Origin of the sequence: Oceanirhabdus sp. W0125-5, from assembly GCF_027938815.1 — a bacterium.
GTDB lineage: Bacteria > Bacillota > Clostridia > Clostridiales > Clostridiaceae > Oceanirhabdus.
In genome coordinates this window covers 3,889,593-3,906,722 of sequence record NZ_CP115913.1, presented here as the reverse complement: position 1 = coordinate 3,906,722, position 17,130 = coordinate 3,889,593, and the positions used below count along the sequence as shown (strand labels likewise).

Here is a 17,130-nt window from a genome sequence, read left to right as displayed (position 1 = left end):
ATGAAATTATGGCATAGTTTTATTAAAGAGCTTAAACTTTCTTCAAGAGGCTTTTACTTCTATGTAGAACTGTTTATGGCAATTATTCTATTGGTTGTCTTGCTGTTTGTTATACCAAAAGAGTTCGTAAGTAAAAGTTCTGAATATTTATACTTTGATTTACCAGAAGCAATGGTGAATCAATACAAAGAAGAGATATTAAAAGAGGATTTGGATGGAAAAGCTGAATTAGTAGAAATTAAAAGTAAAAAAGATACAATTAAGGCAGAGTTTTACGAAAGCAGTGATACAAAATTATATGTTGTAAAAAATAAAGCTCAACTTATTCAACTGGCTGAGACTGAAAGGCCGCTTGTTGGTGCTGTTATAAGTTTAAATGATGAAGGAAAGGTTCATTATGAATATTATCTGCAAGGTTATGAATCAGAGCGTCTAAAGAATTTATACCGTATTATTCATAACACTGATTTAAATTTAATAAAAGACGAAATTGATAAGCAGGAGGTTCGTTCATTATCTACTGGATATGGACAACTAAATGATCGAGAAAATGTGATTCCATCATTTTTAACCTTCAATGGAAGTTTAATGGGATTATTCATTATCGCAGCTTATATATTCTTAGATAAAAAAGAAGGTATTATTAAAGCTTATGCAGTTACATCATCTTCAGTTTGGCAGTATTTAATGAGCAAAGTGGGGGTAATTATAACTACAACTATTTTATCAAGTTTAATCATAGTGATACCTGTAATGGGGCTTAAAGTTAATTATCTAGCATTGCTTATATTGCTTATAACATCAGCATTCTTTGCTTCTTCATTAGGGCTATTGGTTGCAAGTTTCTATAAAAATATGATGCAATCTTTTGGTGCTATTTATGTCCTTATGATTGCCATGCTTCTACCTAATATAGCGTATTTTGTTCCAAGCTGGGAACCTTTATGGATAAAATTTATACCAACCTATCCTTTGATTCAAGGGTTTAAAGAATGTATTGTAGAAAATGGAGATATAAGCTATACATTAATGGCTTCATTTGGTTTTTTAGTTGTTGGTTTATTATTATTCATTCTTTCTAATATAAGATACAAGAAAACACTAACGGCGTAGAGGGAAGGAGGATTATGATGTTTAAAAAAATATGGACAATTTTTCTAAGAGATTTAAAAGCTAGTAAAAGAGATTTTATTGCTTTGTATATTATCGTTTTCCCAGTACTTTTCGCCTTCGGAATTAATTTGCTCACACCAAGTATTAATGATACAACAGTGAATTTGGCATTGATTGAAGGGGAAAACCCTGCTCAAGTGGAGTATCTTAAAGATTTTGCTAAGGTTGAAGTATTTAAAGATGTTGAAGCAGTAGAAAAGCGAATTGCTAAAAGAGATGATATTATTGGGATTATACCAGATGGTGAAGATTATTATATCTTGCAGCAAGGAAATGAGGGTGAAGAGGTAGTTGGTTATGCTAAAGCTCTTTTAACTTTTTACGAACAAGATGTTCAGATAGAAGATACCAATGCAGAAATTATAGAGCTTGGTAGAACAGTTCCACCACTTAAGAAATTACTTGTGAATCTTACTATACTTTTAACATCTATTCTTGGCGGGATGTTAATTGCTCTTAATATTGTAGATGAAAAGGTGGATCGTACAATTCGTGCCATGCATTTGTCTCCAGTATCTCGTATAGGATATATTCTTGGGAAGAGTTTAATTGGAATATTGCTTCCTATCTACGGAACAGCAGCAGTTGTATGGATTACTGGATTTAAGAATATTAATGTGGGGCAAATGGGCATTATCCTTTTGGTATCCACTATAATAAGTACTCTTGTAGGGTTCATTCAAGGTCTTAAAAACGACGATATAATAAGTGCAGCAGCAAATATAAAAATATTATTCTTACCTATGGCAGCATCAATAGCAGCTGTAGAATTGTTAGGTGACAAGTGGCAGAAATTCTTCTACTGGAGTCCCTTTTATTGGGCTTATAAAGGGAATGATGCAGTACTTTCATATAGCGCCACTTGGGAACAGATTATTGGTTATTCATTAATTGTATTGTTAATAAGTGCTGGTGTATACGTATATCTAGCACCAAAAATAATAAAAGGTTTAGAATAAGGAGGATGTTTAATGAATACTATGGCTTTAGTGGGGATTTTAGTAATTTTATATGCTGTTTTTGTTATCTTTATTGCAGTAAAGAAACCAGAAAAAGTTTGGAACATGAAAAAAATTGAGCTTTTTAAAAAGGTATTAGGTGAAAAAGGTACAGTAATATTCTTTTACATTTGGGGTATAGCCTTTGTCCTTCTAGGAGTTTGGTTAATGACAAAAAAATAAGGTTTTAAGTTGGGATGAGAGTCCCAACTTTTTTTTACATAAAAACTATGGTAAAATATTCATTAATTATAAAAATTGGGGATAAAATGTGTTGTTTATACGGTTTTTATAAAATAGTAAGGGGTAATCGGGAGGATAGAATGAAGAAAGAATATAATTTACCAATAGAAACAGAACGTTTAATTATAAGAAAATGGAGAGAAGAAGACTTTCAAAGTTATAATTTCTTATGTCAAGAAAGTATAAGAGGGCATTTCTTTGATGGATGGGCCATGGAGGAAGATGATGCAAAGAATTTCTTTCATTGGCAGCTGTCAAAGTATGAAAATATGGATCCAATTGGAGATATAATTGGACTAGCTATTATAGAGAAAAGTACAGGTAAGATAGTTGGGCATGGGGGAATTGGAAAACATGATGATGTAGATGAGACAGAAATTTTCTATGGAATAGTAAAGGCATACCGAGGGAAGGGATATGCAACTGAAGCTTCAAGAGGTATTACAAGTTGGGCATTGGATACATTTTCTATTCCATATATTATTGGAACTGTTGGTTTAGATAATATAGAATCACAAAAGGTTTTAGAGAGAAGTGGATATAATTTTATTGAGGAACAGAATCACAATGTATCAGTACTAGAAAAATCATTTGATTTTAAATATTACAGATGCTATGGGAGTAAATAGGAGGAGTAGAAAAATGGATAGAGGGTATTACTTTGATTGCATAGATACTGCAATAACCTTATATTGGAGAGCTCTAGGCAGTGCTAGAAACATGCAGTTGTATACTGGTGATTTTGAGTATGTGAAATCTGTAGATGGTAAGGGGCCTGAGCGTATATTCAATATAAACATCTCCTCTGAAAAAATTGCAAAGCAATTGGACGATATAGTAAATAAGATAAGAGGAAAAGAAATTCCAGACAGTTTCTTAATTACTCCTAATACAAAACCAGCAAATTTGGTAGACTTATTAGTTCAACGGGGATTTGAAGTAGATACTTCAGGATTGTGTATGGCCATGGACTTATGTGATCTTAAATCTAATAAAATGTCTTCAGATAAAATTGAAGTTAGAGAAGTAAAAGATGATAAAAGCTTAAAAGAGTGGGTACATATCATTAATACTGCCTTATTTCAGAGTGAGATAATGAGTTTTGAACAGTTTTATGATATTTACAATTTAGATAACACAAGATTTTATCTAGGATTATTTGAGGGTGTTCCAGTATCTGCATGTTTTACAATCTATGATGGAATTTTTGGAGATCTGGATATGGTTGCAACGTTGAAGAACTATAGAAATAAAGGGTTGGCATCATTAACAATAGACAGGGCTTTGAGGGATTTAGATGACTTAGGGGTTAAAACGGTATCTCTTAGAGCAGAAACTGGTGGAATTGAACTTTATAAAAAAATAGGGTTTAAGGAGTATTGTAAAAGGGTATCTGTAAGTTATTAATAATATAAAATTTTGTATAGAATTATTTGACTTTATGGAATTATGGGGGGAAAACTATGTTGAGAGTAATTAAAGCAGAAATAAAGGATTCAGATCAAATTGCAAAATGTACTAGAAGGGCTTATGCTGATGAGATTAAGAAATATAGCAATAATCAAATGGAAAATGAATATCCATTAAAAGAAGAGGTAGAGGAAGTTATATCCAAATATAATTATTATAAGATTATATTAAATGAAAAAATTATTGGAGGGGTGTTTTTAGTACAAAAGAACGATAAAACAGTTTGTATTGAAGATTTTTGTATAGATCCTGAATATCAAAATAAAGGTTATGGCACAAAAGTTTTGATTAAATTAGAAACAATGAATAAACACATAAAAACATGGACGTTAGTTACACCAACATACAGTATAGGCAATCAATATCTCTATAAAAAGCTGGGATATAAGGAAGTTGGAATAGGTAAACAAGATGGTATTGAAGTGGTTAAATTTAAAAAAGAGATTTGTGCCTATGGAGAAAACATATCTTTAGAATTTGCTCAACTAAAAGATAAAAAGTTGATATATGATATGCTAGTATCTCCTGAAGTGAAGAATCTCATGTTTGATGAGAATCATCCAGAACCTTCTTGGGAAGAATTTGATGAAGAGCCAGATAGTCTTTTTTCAGGGGTACTTAATGAAGAAGGAAACTATCTACTTATTAAGGTAGATGGAGAAGTTATTGGAACTGTTAGTTATGCATTTAATAGTGGAAAATTAAAATCAGCTGAATTAGATATATGGATTTCTTCAACTAGAAATTTAGGAAAAGGATATGGTACAGAAGCTATTAAGTTAGTAATTGAATTTGTACATTCAAATTATGGTATTAAGACATTCATTATTAGACCTTGGATTAAAAATAATAATGCTATTAAAGCTTATGAAAAATGTGGGTTTAAAGAAATAGAAGTGTTTGATCCTTCAGACTTTTATTCAGAGGAAGAAGTAGATGAATATGGAGAAGGGGATTATGGAGTGGATGAGACAGTTAATTTAATATATGAAATAGAATAATTGTTCTAGTGAAAATTAAATAAAAAATTCCTCAGACTAAGATATCAATCTTAAAGTCTGAGGAATTTTTATTTATTATGCAGCTTTCTTGATATCTTTTATAGTACAGATTCCTTGAGTCATTGTACCCATTGGACAGTATACACACCATGAACGAGGCTTGTACAAAGCCATAGTAACAGTACCTAGTATTGTTGAGGTTAACATAACACTATAAAAACCAAAGGCAAATTGGGCAATCCATGGAGTAACAGAAGATACATTAACCCAATTCCATGGCATTTTGAATGTCCAGAGTAAAGTAACGATTTCTTTCATTGAGTTAGCACCTGAAAATACAAGGTAAGTTGAAAATAACATATTTCCAAACATTATAAAGAAGAATATTAAAAATCCATATCTGAACCATTTTGTTCTTAAGAATTTAGGGATAGATTTATTTCTAGATAGTTTCAATTTTGTTCCTAAAATTTCAAATAGTTGTCCACGTCCACAATAGTTGTTACAGTAAGCTTTACCTCCTCCAGATAAAGATACTATTAAAGGAACTAGAAAACAAATAAGTCCTACCCATGCAAATAATATATTAAAAAAACCTAATACAAGATAGATAGCAGAAGCAATCCATAAGTAATCATTCCATTTTTTCTTTTTATTTAATCCCATATTATTTCACCTCTTCTTTTTTTACTATATCAATTACAGAAGCAACACAAGCTTTAGCGCATTTGCCACATCCTACACATCTTGCCTCATCTATTTCTGCCACAACACCGTTTCTTATTGTAATTGCACCAAAAGGACAACTTTTAACGCATACACCACATGCAGCACAATATTTTGTATCTATAACTGCTTTCTTTTTTAATATCTTTTTTTTAGTTTCCATATAGATAATCCCTCCTATAAGCTATATAATTCTATATAATATGTCTATGCATCTATATATCTATATATTCAAATATTACGATATTATAATATAATAGATTTTAATTTATGTCAAGATAAAAGTTTATAAGAGATATTAAAAATCTTTAATTATTTTACTATAAAAGATAAAAATGTTAAAATTTACGTAAGAGTTTAAAGAGGAGATACTATAACTATTAGATTAAAAATTAATATAAAGTTATAGTATTTTAAAATAAGGAGAAATAGTTATGGAACAAAGAACAACTGAACTTAAAAAGATTAATATTAAACAAGTAGATGCTTTTACATCAATCCCTTTTGGAGGAAATCCAGCGGGGGTTGTTACTGAAGCATCAACAATCTCAGATGATATTAAACAAAAGATTGCTAAAGAAATGAATCTTTCAGAGACTGCATTTGTTTCACAATCTGAAGTTGCAGATTTTAAAATTCAATTTTTTACACCAAAGTTTGAAGTAGATTTATGTGGTCACGCAACTATTGGTACCTTTTCAGCGCTTTATGAAGAGGGAAAGTTAGATTTAAATAAATCGAAGTATTATCAGGAAACAAAAGCAGGAGTATTACCTGTAGAGTTAGTTACATTTAATGATAAAAAAATATTTATGATGAATCAACCAACACCGAAATTTGAAATGATAAATATGAGCAAAAATGAAGTTGCAAATTTACTAGGATTAAATGAAGAAGATTTATTAGACATTCCTCCAATGAAAACAAATACAGGAATCTGGTGGCTCGTATTTGGTGTTAAAGAGTTAGAGAAGCTTAAGAATGCAAAACTTGATTTGCAAACAATTGAAAAAATAAGTGAAAAATATAAAGTAATTGGTATTGCTCCATTTTGTTTAGAAACATTCAATGAAAACTATGACTATCATATGAGAGCTATAGCGCCTTATGTTGGAGTAGTAGAGGACCCCGTTTGTGGTACAGGAAATGGATGTGTAGCATCATATATTGTTCGCAATAATCTAGTGAAAAGTAATCAACAGATAGATCTAATTGGCGAACAGGGACAAGAGGTGGATAGACCAGGATGTGTATATGTAAATATTCTAATAGAAAATGGGGATATCAGCGAAGTAAAAGTAGGGGGAAGTGCTGTTACTATTATAAGTGGGGAGATAACTTATTAAAAATTAAATATTATTGAAATATGCTCAAACATAGTAAAAGTGGAATAATTAAGAGAAGTGCATCCCTTAAAGTATGCATAGTTAAAAAGAACTATATATTTATTTAAGGAATGCACTTATAAAAAAGTTTACTTCTAAGTAGTTTTTGATATTATACTTTAAACTTATCAGTTTGATTTTTTAATTCTTGAGCCATATTGTTTAATTCTTCTATACTTGCGCCAATTTCTTCAAATGAACTTGCCTGTTCTTCTATAACTGCATTAATCTGTTGTACTGAACCAGCATTTTCTTGAGCTCCTGAGGACACTTCATCCATTGCTTTTGTGATTTCTTCAGTAGATTGTAATTGTTGATTTGTTGAAGTTGAGATAGTATGAATTTTTTTATTTATTTGTTTTACACCATCTACTATGTTATTAAAATGACTGCTAATAATAATAGATTTTTCATAACTAACCTCAACGGTTTTTTGCCCTTGAATTATTGCAGTATTGGCTTTATCAGCTCTCATTTCCATTTCGTTTATAAGTGAGGTAATGTTCAAAGCAGCTTCTTTGCTTTCTTCTGCTAATTTTCTAACCTCATCTGCAACAACAGCAAATCCTTTTCCAGATTCACCAGCTCTAGCAGCTTCTATTGCAGCGTTTAAAGCAAGAAGGTTTGTCTGATCGGAAATATTTGTTATTATAGAAACAATTCCACTCACTTTATCAGAAGAATCTTTTAGTTTTTGTATGGAATCAAATACTTCATCAGTTGCTTCTTTTACGCTATTGTTAGCATCTACAATTTCTTTAATATTAACGGCTCCTTCATTAGCTGAAATTAAAGCACTATTGCTGTTAGAAAGCATCTCATTGGATTCATTGGAAATAAGGGCAGAATTATTACTTAATTCTTGAATGCTTGCAGTAGTTTCTTCCACAATACTTGCGTTATTTTCAGAACTGTTGGATACACTTGAAATACCTATTGAAATTTCCTCTATTCCTTGATTCGCCTGTTCCATTGTTAAAGCTATATTACTAGATGAGTCTTGTAAATGACTAACATTTTCTTTAACATCAACTATAAGTTTTTGAATTTTATCAACAAATAAATTAAAAAAAGTAGCCAGTTCACCTATTTCATCACTAGTGTAGACCTCAAGTCTTCTAGTTAAATCACCTTCTCCTTCTGCTATATCTTTCAACATTTCTGTAGTTTTATTTATTGGTTTAATAATTCCTTTTGCAATTAAGAAGATCATAAAAAGAATAAATACTAAAGAAATAAATCCAATTAAAATAGTAGAATTTCTAATACTATTTGGTTCTTCTAATATCTTTTTAATAGGAATACTAATAGAAAAAGACCAAGGAGTGGTTGTCTCTCCAATGTATATAGGCGTGTAATACTCATATACTTTTTCATTAATTATATTAGATACAGTATTGGTTTTATAGCTTTCTCCCTTTTTAATACTCTCTTTAATCTTAATTAGTTCTTCTGTGGCTCCAATATCTTTACCAATACTTTCATTACTTCTATGTCCTACGTATGTACCATTATTAGAAATAAGAGAAGCATAACCTGTTTCATAAGGAGTTATTTCTGAAATGATTTGTTGGAAAGTGTCTAGGGAAATATCAACGCCTACGGCACCTAAAAAATTTCCATTATCAATAATAGGTACAACAAGACTTGTTAGCAAAACATTTTTTCCATCTATTTCATAAGAAAATGGATCAAGAATTATTTCTTCTTTGCTTTTTTTTGCAAGTAGATAGTAATCTCCTGCACCTTCAATATCATAATCAATTAGTGGATCTAAAATAAGTTTGTCATTACTTCTGCTCCAATAAGGAATAAATCTACCTGTTTCATCATGAGCAGCTGTATTTGAATAAATCTTATCTTTTCCATCAAAAGCATTTGATTCCCAACAGGTCCACACACCTAAGAAAAATGGATTTTCTTCGAGAACGTGTTTTAATAGTGTATTTACAGTATTTCTATCAAGGGTGTTTGAAATTTTCATACCCTCTAATGTATCTGATAAAGTTCTTGCAGTATCCATAGCAACATCTATTTCATTGACAATGGAATAACCATATTCTTTTGCCATATATTCAGCATTTAAATAGGATTGTTTTTTTGCAAATGTGTTTGTTTGAGTAGTTACAATAGCAATTGTAGCTGCAAAAGAAAGAAAAATGGCAAGCCCAATAAGAGTAACTAACTTTGTTTTTAAACTTTTAAAATTGAACATATTATTTAGCTCCTTTCATGTTTTTTATAAATAAATAATTGATTTTTCTATTACTAAAGTGAGAAAAATGTAGAACGCTATCAAATTTTATTATATTTTGCTAAAAATTGCAAAGGTGATTAAATGAATTATGTGCAAAATATTCATTACTACATAACTGATACATAAGAAAACAATCAAATACTTAGATTTAAATAATAAAAAGCTATTGACAAATGCTTGAAAAAGGAGTAATTTATACTTGTAATCAGCACTCGGTTTCATAGAGTGCTAACAAAAAGTTGAAAGGAGAATTTAGTATGACAACGAAACAATTTAAGGCTGAATCTAAAAGACTTCTTGACCTTATGGTTAACTCAATCTACACACATAAAGAAATATTCTTAAGAGAATTAATTTCTAATTCAAGTGATGCAATTGATAAAATTTATTACAAGGCGTTAACAGATGACTCGTTAAGCTTCGAAAAAGATAACTATTTTATAAAAATAGATATAGATAAAGAAAATAGAACATTAAAAGTTACTGATAGTGGAATAGGAATGACAAAGGATGATCTTGACGAGAATCTTGGGGTTATTGCTAAGAGTGGATCTTTTGCATTTAAAAAAGAAAATGAAATTAAAGATGGGCATGATATAATCGGACAGTTTGGTGTTGGATTCTATTCTGCATTCATGGTAGCAGATAAGGTTACTGTTATAAGTAAAGCACTAGGTAGTGATGAAGCATATAAGTGGGAATCAGATGGTATTGAAGGATATACAATTGAACCATGTGATAAAGATTCAGTTGGTACTGAAATAATTCTTAAATTAAAAGAAAACACTGAAGATGAAAATTATGATGAGTATTTAGAAGAATATAGAATAAAAGCTATCGTTAAAAAATACTCTGATTTCGTTAGATATCCAATCAAGATGGATGTAAGTGAAAGAAAGTTAAAAGAAGGCAGCGAAGAAGAATATGAAGATTACTTAGAGGAAAAAGTACTTAATAGTATGGTTCCTATTTGGAAAAAGAATAAGAGAGTACTTACTACGGAAGATTACGAAAACTTCTATTCTGAAAAGCATTACGGATTTGATAAGCCAATAAAATATATCCATACAAGTGCTGATGGTGCTGTAAGTTATAATGCAATTTTATATATTCCAGAAAAAACACCATATGATTTCTATACTAAAGAGTATAAAAAAGGTCTTGAATTATATTCAAATGGTGTAATGATTATGGAAAAATGTGAGGATCTATTACCTGACTACTTCAGTTTTGTTAAAGGTATAGTAGATTCAGAGGATTTATCATTAAATATTTCAAGAGAAATATTACAACATGATAGACAACTTAAGCTTATTGCTAAGAACATAAAGACTAAGATTAAAAATGAACTAGGTAAGCTTATTAAAAATGATAGAGAGAAATATGAAGAATTCTATAAGTCTTTTGGTAGACAATTAAAGTATGGTATCTATAGTGATTTTGGAAGCAATAAAGATGACTTACAAGATTTACTAATGTTCTACTCATCAAAAGAGAAGAAAATGGTTACTTTAGATGAATATATCTCTAGAATGCCAGAAGAACAGAAACATATTTACTATGCAGCTGGGGATTCTATAGATAGAATAGAGAAATCACCTCAAACAGAGCTTGTACTTGATAAAGGATATGAGATTCTTTACTTCACTGAGGATGTAGATGAGTTTGCTATAAAAATGCTTATGAACTACAAAGAGAAAGAATTTAGATCTGTTTCAAGTGGAGATTTAGGAATAGAAGAAAATGAAAAAGAAGCTACTGAAAGTAATGAAGAGAACAAAGAATTATTCACTAAGATGAAAGATATCTTAGGTGAAAAAATAAAGGTGGTTAAAGCTTCTAAGAGATTAAAGAAACATCCAGTTTGTTTATCAAATGAAGGTGAACTTTCAATCGAGATGGAAAAAATATTAAGTGCAATGCCTGATAATCCAAATATGAAAGCAGAAAAAGTACTTGAGATTAATACTAATCATGATGTATATGTTTCTTTAAAAGATGCTATGGAAAATGATAAAGATAAGCTAGAATTATATACAAATCTTCTTTACAACCAAGCATTATTAATAGAAGGATTACCAATTGCAGATCCAGTAGAATTTACAAATAACATTTGTAAGATAATGAAATAAGATTTATTTAAGCAAAAAACTCAAGGGGGGAAATCCTTTGAGTTTTTATTATAATTAACCTCATATAGATTCTAGTTCAACATTCATTCAGAGGTGTAAGGTGTGTAGTGATTTTAATACAAGTATTAATTAAGTTTAACTATGGAATCTCTATAAAAGAATGTTATAATGTAAGATGGATAAAATTAATTTGCAATAACTAGTGTATTATAAAGGATGGATATAATGAAAAATAGTAAACGTACTTATAAGAAAAATTTTAAAGACAATTCTAAATTTAAAGATAAAACACATAAGAAAAGTGTTTCTAGAAAAGAGACAATAGAAGTTAAATGCATAGGAATGGATGAAGAGGGGAAAGGTGTAATAATACATAGAAACCAAAGAGTTTCAATTCCAAACTTATTAGAAGGTGAAACTGCATTAGTTGAATTGTTAAAAAAAGGTGATAATTTAACAGGTCGTTTAATTCAGATTAAGAAAACATCTTCAAGTAGAGTTAAGGCTAAATGTCCTCATTATGGTGAATGTGGAGGATGTCAGTTGCAGCACATGTCATATAAAGGACAGTCAGAATTCAAACAAAAATTTGTTCAAGAACTTATGAAACCATATGGGAAGGTTGATCCAATAATTACTATGGAAAAGCCATATGATTATAGAAATAAGATACACTCAACATATGCTTATGGAAAAAAAGGAGAGATTATTTCAGGAATCTATGAAGAAAATACCCATAGAGTTATTCCAATTCAACGTTGTATAATACAAGATCCTAAAGCAGATGAAATAAACAACTCTATTAGAGAACTTATGAAATCTTTCAAGCTGAATCCTTATGATGAGGTAAGAAGGCAAGGATTTTTAAGACATGTTTTAATAAAAACTGGTTTTGCAACTAAAGAAGTAATGGTGGTATTAGTTACAGGGTCTTTTGTTTTTCCTTCAAAAAACAATTTTATAAAGGCACTGTTAAAGAAGCATCCTGAGATTACTACAATTGTAGTGAATGTGAATGATAAAAAGACCAGTATGGTACTTGGGGAGAAGGAAAAGGTTCTATATGGTAAAGGAACTATAAGTGATATTCTTTGCGGATGTACTTTTAATATATCACCTAAATCCTTTTATCAGATAAATCCTATTCAGACTCATAAGCTATACAGCAAAGCAATTGAAATGGCTGATTTTAAAAGTGATGAAATCGTTTTAGACGCATACTCTGGAATTGGTACAATAGGGCTTATTTTAAGCAAAAATGTAAAGTCTGTAATAGGTGTTGAATTAAATAAAGATGCTGTTAAGGATGCCATTAAAAATGCCAAGATAAACAACATAAAGAATGCACGTTTCTACGAAGGTGATGCAGGAGAATTTATGGTTAAGATGGCACATCAAGGAGAAAAACTTGATACAGTTATGATGGATCCGCCAAGAAGTGGGAGTGATGAAAAATTCCTATCTTCTGTAGTGAAGTTGAGTCCGAAGAAGGTTATATATATTTCTTGTAATCCTGTAACACAAGCACGAGATTTGAAATACTTAACAAAGCATGGATATAGGGTAGAAGGTATTCAACCTGTTGATATGTTTCCTCATACTTATCATGTGGAGAATATAGTTAGATTAAGTAAGCAATAGAAATATAAAAGGAGATAAAATGAAAATTAAATTAAACGTAACTAAAGATTTTAAAAGAGATTTGAAGCTAAAAGCTAAAGAAAAGGAATTAGAAAGAAATGATTTTATTTATGAAATAATTAATAATTTCGTAAAAGAAAAGGAGTCAGTCTGGGTTTCAAAAATAGAAGGAATTATAAAAAATGCAAGTTTAGATGAAATTTCAAATGAAGATAAAGCGAAAAGTGGCATGAAAAAAACTACAAAAAAACTTCAGCCTATTATTTTAAATGTAGATGAAAAAACATATTATGCACTTGCTATAGTTGCTAAAAAAGCAAAAAAATCTAAGGAAGACCTTCTTGTTAATATACTAACGAACATAATTAGATAAGTAAAGAAAGAGGCTGTCCATTAACAGCCTCTTTCTTAATTATTATTAAGGATTCTTTTACAATAATTAACCTTGATTAATTATTGTAATATAAACTATTTGATGAATACTCAGCATCACAAGTAACATCGATACCAAGTTCTCTAAGTGTCTGTTCATCATTCGTACTTAAAACAGTAGTAGAATGAGCTTGACAGCCCTTAAGCATAGTTAATTTTTCCATAGCCATTTGAGCCATAGGATTAGTTGCTGCACTAATGCTTAAAGCGATTAAAATTTCTTCGCAATTTAAAGCGGTAGTCTTGCTTCCCAATGTTTCTGATTTTAATTTGATTATTGGTTCAAGTATTACTGGTGAAATTAAATGAATTTCATCTGTAATATTAGCTACATGTTTAATAGCATTTATAATAACAGCAGCTGATGCGTTCATAGTGTTTGAGTTTTTACCAGTTAAAATTGTACCATCTTCAAGCTCAAGAGCTACCGCAGTACATTGTTCATTTTTACATAATTCCTCTTTTAACTTGGATGCTTTTTCTCTCGCAGGTGTAACTACTTTGCGGTCCTCTGCCTTAAGGTTAAGTTCTTCCATAATCAGTTTTGCTCTATGGAAAGTTTCTAAATCAACAAGACCCTTTTTATACTCCACCCCTGTTTTAAAATATCTTCTAATAATTTCCTGTCTAGAAGCTTCTTTAACCGCCTCATCATCAACAATTCCGAATCCAACACGATTAACACCCATATCTGTAGGTGATTTATAAATAGATTCTTTTCCAGTAATTTTTTCGATAATTCTCTTAAGTACAGGGAAAGTTTCAATATCACGATTATAATTTACTGCAACCTTATCATATGCCTCCATGTGGAAAGAGTCAATCATATTTACATCCTTTAAGTCCACTGTTGCAGACTCATATGCAATATTTAAAGGGTGCTTTAGTGGAACATTCCAAACAGGGAAAGTTTCAAATTTAGAATATCCTGCCACTCTGCCACGCTTATTCTCATGATATAGCTGACTTAAACAAGTAGCTAGCTTACCACTTCCTGGACCAGGAGCTGTTACTACTACTATTGGCTTTGTAGTTTCAATGTACGGATTCTTTCCATAACCTTCTTCACTAACAATAACATCTACTTCTGTAGGATATCCCTTCGTAGAACGATGAGTATAAACCTTAATACCTCTTCGCTCTAATTTATTCATAAATACTGTTGTTGCAGGCTGATTGTCGTATCTAGTAATTACAACGCTATTAACATCCAGCTCATATGATCTAAATTCGTCAATTATTCTTAAAACATCCATATCGTAAGTTATACCAAAGTCTCCACGAATTTTGTTTCTTTCGATATCTCCAGCATAAACACAAATAACAACCTCAACTTTTTCTTTCAACTTATGAAGCAGCTTTATCTTTGCGTTTTCATCGAAGCCTGGAAGCACTCTTTTAGCATGTAAATCGCATAAAAGTTTTCCTCCAAACTCTAAATATAGTTTGTCATAATCATTTACTCTTTCAAGTATAAACTTTGATTGTTCTTCTAAGTATTTTTTGTGATCAAATCCTATTTTCATAATCTACCTCACTATGCTTATATTGTTATGTATACTTTGACTATTTTACCATCAAATGAACTTAATTATAATAGCAAATTTAAATTTTTTTAGTTATATAATATGTAAATTTCAAAATAAATTTATGTTGTTAGATAATAGGATAATCATTTAATGTAAATCAATACCTTAAATATTTACACAATAACAAAAAGAAAGTATAATAGAATTATGTAAAATAATATAAAAAATGTTAAAAGTTTAACGAAAAAGAGCGAAAATTTTGATTAAAATAAATGAATTTATGATTTAGAGAAGGGATAAAATATGAAAAGCTTAAAGAAAAAAATAATGATGCCTGTAATTTTAGTAGTTACTATAGGTTTATTATCTCTATCATTAATGGGATATGTTTTCTCTAAAAAAATTATTATAAAGCATGTTGAAAAAATAACTGAAGAAAAAGTAGAGAAGTTAGTAGTAAATGTGGAAAATAAATTTGAACAGTGGAAAGAAAAAGTAGAGTTGATTTCAGAATTACATCCTGTAAAAAATTTAGATTTTAATGCATTATCGAAGTTTGTAGAGGATAATAGTAAGTTTTTTCGTGAGTATGAAATAGTATTTATTTCTGATTTGGAGGGTAATTACAAAGCCACAAATGGAGCAGTAGGTAATATTTGTGACAGAGAGTATTTTCATAAAACTATACAAGGACAAACTGTTATAGCAGAGCCTGTGATATCTAAATCAACTGGAAATCCAATTATTATAGTATCAGTACCTATAAAAAATAATGATGGTAAGATAATTGGATTATTAGGGGCAACGGTAAACTTATCTGTTATAAAAGATATATTAAATGATGAGAAATTTGGAAATTACGGATATGCTTATATGTTTGACTCACGAGGAGTAACTGTATCTCATCCAGATAAAAATAGTTCTTTGAATGATACAAATAAAGATTTCAAAGATATAATTTCAAGGATGACAAAAGGTGAAGAAGGAACAGCCTATTACACTTATTATGGTGAGAAAAAATTAGTCTCTTTTAAACCAGTAAAATCAATTGGGTGGTCTATAGGAATGTCAGCTAATTATCATGAGATGACAAAAAGTATAGAACTTTTAAAGAAATTTGATTTGCTTTCATCGATTAGTATAATAATTCTGATAGCTGTTTTATTATATTTTTTAACCAATATTTGTGTTAAGCCAATTAATAAATTAAAAGAGTATATGGAGGTAGCTGCAAAAGGAGATCTTACTGTTCAATCTGATATAAAGAGTAATGATGAAATCGGAGTTTTATCAAACCGTTTTAATACTTTAATAAAAGAGAATAAAAGGTTGATAGAAGAAGCACATGAATATGATAAATTAAAAACTGAATTCTTCTCAAATATTTCACATGAATTAAAAACACCTTTAAATATTATTTTTTCTACAATGCAGTTAATGACTGTACATAGTAATAATGGCCAGTTAGATAGTAATAAATTAAATAAACATATTAGTTTAGTAAATCAAAATTCTTATAGATTATTAAGATTAGTAAACAATTTAATAGATATTACTAAAATTGATTCTGGTTTTAAAAATTTAAACTTAAAAAATAAAAATATTGTTGAAGTTGTTGAGAATATTACATTATCAACTGTTGAGTATGTAAAAAGTAAATCTAGAGAAATAATATTTGATACAGAAATTGAAGAAAAAATAATGGCTTTTGACTTAGAACAAATGGAAAGAATTATATTAAATCTAATTTCAAATGCAGTAAAGTTTACAAATCCAAATGATAAAATTGAAGTTAATATATACGATAAAAAAGAAAGTATTTTAATATCTGTTAAGGATACAGGTATTGGAATTTCAGAAGATAAACAGAAAAAAATATTTGAAAGATTTAGACAAGTAGATCCATTATATATTAGAAGAAATGAAGGTAGTGGAATAGGTTTATCATTAGTTAAGTCATTAGTTGAAATGCATGGTGGTAATGTATGTGTTAAGAGTAAGTATGGGGAAGGAACAGAATTTATCATTGAATTACCTGTTAAACTTGTTTCAAAAGAGGAGGATGAATCTTCTATAGAGGATTTCGTACCACAGTGCAATGTAGAGAAAATTCATATTGAATTTTCTGATATATATTCGTAGA

15 protein-coding genes are annotated in these 17,130 nt (G+C 29.7%); 11 read left to right on the top strand and 4 right to left on the bottom strand.

Annotated features, from left to right (window positions below):
* The 6 genes from OW730_RS18330 to OW730_RS18305 all read left to right on the top strand — a co-directional run bounded on the left by OW730_RS18330 (position 1) and on the right by OW730_RS18305 (position 4,885).
* Positions 1 to 1,113 (top strand): ABC transporter permease, encoded by a 1,113-nt coding sequence (locus tag OW730_RS18330; protein ID WP_271225501.1) that lies wholly within the window; start codon positions 1 to 3, stop codon positions 1,111 to 1,113.
* A 17-nt stretch (positions 1,114 to 1,130) separates the two neighbouring features.
* Positions 1,131 to 2,132, top strand: coding sequence for an ABC transporter permease (locus OW730_RS18325; protein ID WP_271225500.1), 1,002 nt, complete (start codon positions 1,131 to 1,133; stop codon positions 2,130 to 2,132).
* A gap of 12 nt (positions 2,133 to 2,144) precedes the next feature.
* A complete protein-coding gene (locus OW730_RS18320) occupies positions 2,145 to 2,354 on the top strand; it encodes a hypothetical protein (protein ID WP_271225499.1) in 210 nt (69 codons plus the stop codon).
* Positions 2,355 to 2,494: 140 nt separating this feature from the next.
* Positions 2,495 to 3,043, top strand: a complete 549-nt coding sequence (locus tag OW730_RS18315; RefSeq protein ID WP_271225498.1) for a GNAT family N-acetyltransferase — start codon at positions 2,495 to 2,497, stop codon at positions 3,041 to 3,043.
* A 13-nt stretch (positions 3,044 to 3,056) separates the two neighbouring features.
* On the top strand, positions 3,057 to 3,821 hold the full coding sequence (locus OW730_RS18310; protein WP_271225497.1) for a GNAT family N-acetyltransferase: 765 nt from the start codon (positions 3,057 to 3,059) through the stop codon (positions 3,819 to 3,821).
* A 56-nt stretch (positions 3,822 to 3,877) separates the two neighbouring features.
* The gene (locus tag OW730_RS18305) at positions 3,878 to 4,885 is read left to right on the top strand and encodes a GNAT family N-acetyltransferase (protein WP_271225496.1); all 1,008 of its coding nucleotides are present in this window, start codon (positions 3,878 to 3,880) and stop codon (positions 4,883 to 4,885) included.
* A gap of 75 nt (positions 4,886 to 4,960) precedes the next feature.
* Here OW730_RS18305 and OW730_RS18300 read toward each other — a convergent pair whose 3' ends face one another.
* Both OW730_RS18300 and OW730_RS18295 read right to left on the bottom strand, forming a co-directional pair.
* Complete coding sequence (locus tag OW730_RS18300; protein WP_271225495.1) at positions 4,961 to 5,551, bottom strand: 4Fe-4S binding protein; 591 nt, start codon at positions 5,549 to 5,551, stop codon at positions 4,961 to 4,963.
* Between the two features lies 1 nt (position 5,552).
* Entirely contained in the window at positions 5,553 to 5,774 is a 222-nt protein-coding gene (locus OW730_RS18295) for a 4Fe-4S dicluster domain-containing protein (RefSeq protein WP_271225494.1), read from the bottom strand.
* Positions 5,775 to 6,045: 271 nt separating this feature from the next.
* On the opposite strand from OW730_RS18295, the gene OW730_RS18290 reads away from it, so the two are divergent.
* On the top strand, positions 6,046 to 6,957 hold the full coding sequence (locus tag OW730_RS18290; RefSeq protein WP_271225493.1) for a PhzF family phenazine biosynthesis protein: 912 nt from the start codon (positions 6,046 to 6,048) through the stop codon (positions 6,955 to 6,957).
* A 151-nt stretch (positions 6,958 to 7,108) separates the two neighbouring features.
* Here OW730_RS18290 and OW730_RS18285 read toward each other — a convergent pair whose 3' ends face one another.
* Positions 7,109 to 9,211, bottom strand: a complete 2,103-nt coding sequence (locus tag OW730_RS18285) for a methyl-accepting chemotaxis protein (RefSeq protein ID WP_271225492.1) — start codon at positions 9,209 to 9,211, stop codon at positions 7,109 to 7,111.
* Positions 9,212 to 9,510: 299 nt separating this feature from the next.
* Between OW730_RS18285 and htpG the strand changes: the two genes are divergently transcribed.
* From htpG to OW730_RS18270, 3 genes are all read left to right on the top strand, one after another.
* Positions 9,511 to 11,385 (top strand): molecular chaperone HtpG, encoded by a 1,875-nt coding sequence (htpG, locus tag OW730_RS18280; RefSeq protein WP_271225491.1) that lies wholly within the window; start codon positions 9,511 to 9,513, stop codon positions 11,383 to 11,385.
* A gap of 225 nt (positions 11,386 to 11,610) precedes the next feature.
* The gene (gene rlmD, locus OW730_RS18275) at positions 11,611 to 13,026 is read left to right on the top strand and encodes a 23S rRNA (uracil(1939)-C(5))-methyltransferase RlmD (protein ID WP_271225490.1); all 1,416 of its coding nucleotides are present in this window, start codon (positions 11,611 to 11,613) and stop codon (positions 13,024 to 13,026) included.
* Positions 13,027 to 13,045: 19 nt separating this feature from the next.
* Positions 13,046 to 13,399 (top strand): hypothetical protein, encoded by a 354-nt coding sequence (locus OW730_RS18270; protein ID WP_271225489.1) that lies wholly within the window; start codon positions 13,046 to 13,048, stop codon positions 13,397 to 13,399.
* Between the two features lie 76 nt (positions 13,400 to 13,475).
* Here the strand turns inward: OW730_RS18270 and OW730_RS18265 are convergent, their stop codons facing one another.
* Entirely contained in the window at positions 13,476 to 14,984 is a 1,509-nt protein-coding gene (locus OW730_RS18265; RefSeq protein WP_271225488.1) for a DUF1846 domain-containing protein, read from the bottom strand.
* 306 nt (positions 14,985 to 15,290) lie between these two features.
* Here OW730_RS18265 and OW730_RS18260 point away from each other — a divergent pair, with 306 nt between their 5' ends.
* Entirely contained in the window at positions 15,291 to 17,129 is a 1,839-nt protein-coding gene (locus tag OW730_RS18260) for a sensor histidine kinase (RefSeq protein WP_271225487.1), read from the top strand.
* The last annotated feature ends 1 nt before the right edge of the window (position 17,130 follow it).

Excerpts from the sequence above, each read along its gene's own strand:
- OW730_RS18270 (WP_271225489.1), top strand. The coding sequence starts at position 13,046 with ATGAAAATTAAATTAAACGTAACTAAAGATTTTAAAAGAGATTTGAAG.
- rlmD (WP_271225490.1), top strand. The coding sequence starts at position 11,611 with ATGAAAAATAGTAAACGTACTTATAAGAAAAATTTTAAAGACAATTCT.
- OW730_RS18260 (WP_271225487.1), top strand. The coding sequence starts at position 15,291 with ATGAAAAGCTTAAAGAAAAAAATAATGATGCCTGTAATTTTAGTAGTT.
- OW730_RS18315 (WP_271225498.1), top strand. The coding sequence starts at position 2,495 with ATGAAGAAAGAATATAATTTACCAATAGAAACAGAACGTTTAATTATA.
- OW730_RS18265 (WP_271225488.1), bottom strand. The coding sequence starts at position 14,984 with ATGAAAATAGGATTTGATCACAAAAAATACTTAGAAGAACAATCAAAG.
- OW730_RS18290 (WP_271225493.1), top strand. The coding sequence starts at position 6,046 with ATGGAACAAAGAACAACTGAACTTAAAAAGATTAATATTAAACAAGTA.
- OW730_RS18300 (WP_271225495.1), bottom strand. The coding sequence starts at position 5,551 with ATGGGATTAAATAAAAAGAAAAAATGGAATGATTACTTATGGATTGCT.
- OW730_RS18330 (WP_271225501.1), top strand. The coding sequence starts at position 1 with ATGAAATTATGGCATAGTTTTATTAAAGAGCTTAAACTTTCTTCAAGA.
- htpG (WP_271225491.1), top strand. The coding sequence starts at position 9,511 with ATGACAACGAAACAATTTAAGGCTGAATCTAAAAGACTTCTTGACCTT.
- OW730_RS18320 (WP_271225499.1), top strand. The coding sequence starts at position 2,145 with ATGAATACTATGGCTTTAGTGGGGATTTTAGTAATTTTATATGCTGTT.
- OW730_RS18325 (WP_271225500.1), top strand. The coding sequence starts at position 1,131 with ATGTTTAAAAAAATATGGACAATTTTTCTAAGAGATTTAAAAGCTAGT.
- OW730_RS18285 (WP_271225492.1), bottom strand. The coding sequence starts at position 9,211 with ATGTTCAATTTTAAAAGTTTAAAAACAAAGTTAGTTACTCTTATTGGG.
- OW730_RS18310 (WP_271225497.1), top strand. The coding sequence starts at position 3,057 with ATGGATAGAGGGTATTACTTTGATTGCATAGATACTGCAATAACCTTA.
- OW730_RS18295 (WP_271225494.1), bottom strand. The coding sequence starts at position 5,774 with ATGGAAACTAAAAAAAAGATATTAAAAAAGAAAGCAGTTATAGATACA.
- OW730_RS18305 (WP_271225496.1), top strand. The coding sequence starts at position 3,878 with ATGTTGAGAGTAATTAAAGCAGAAATAAAGGATTCAGATCAAATTGCA.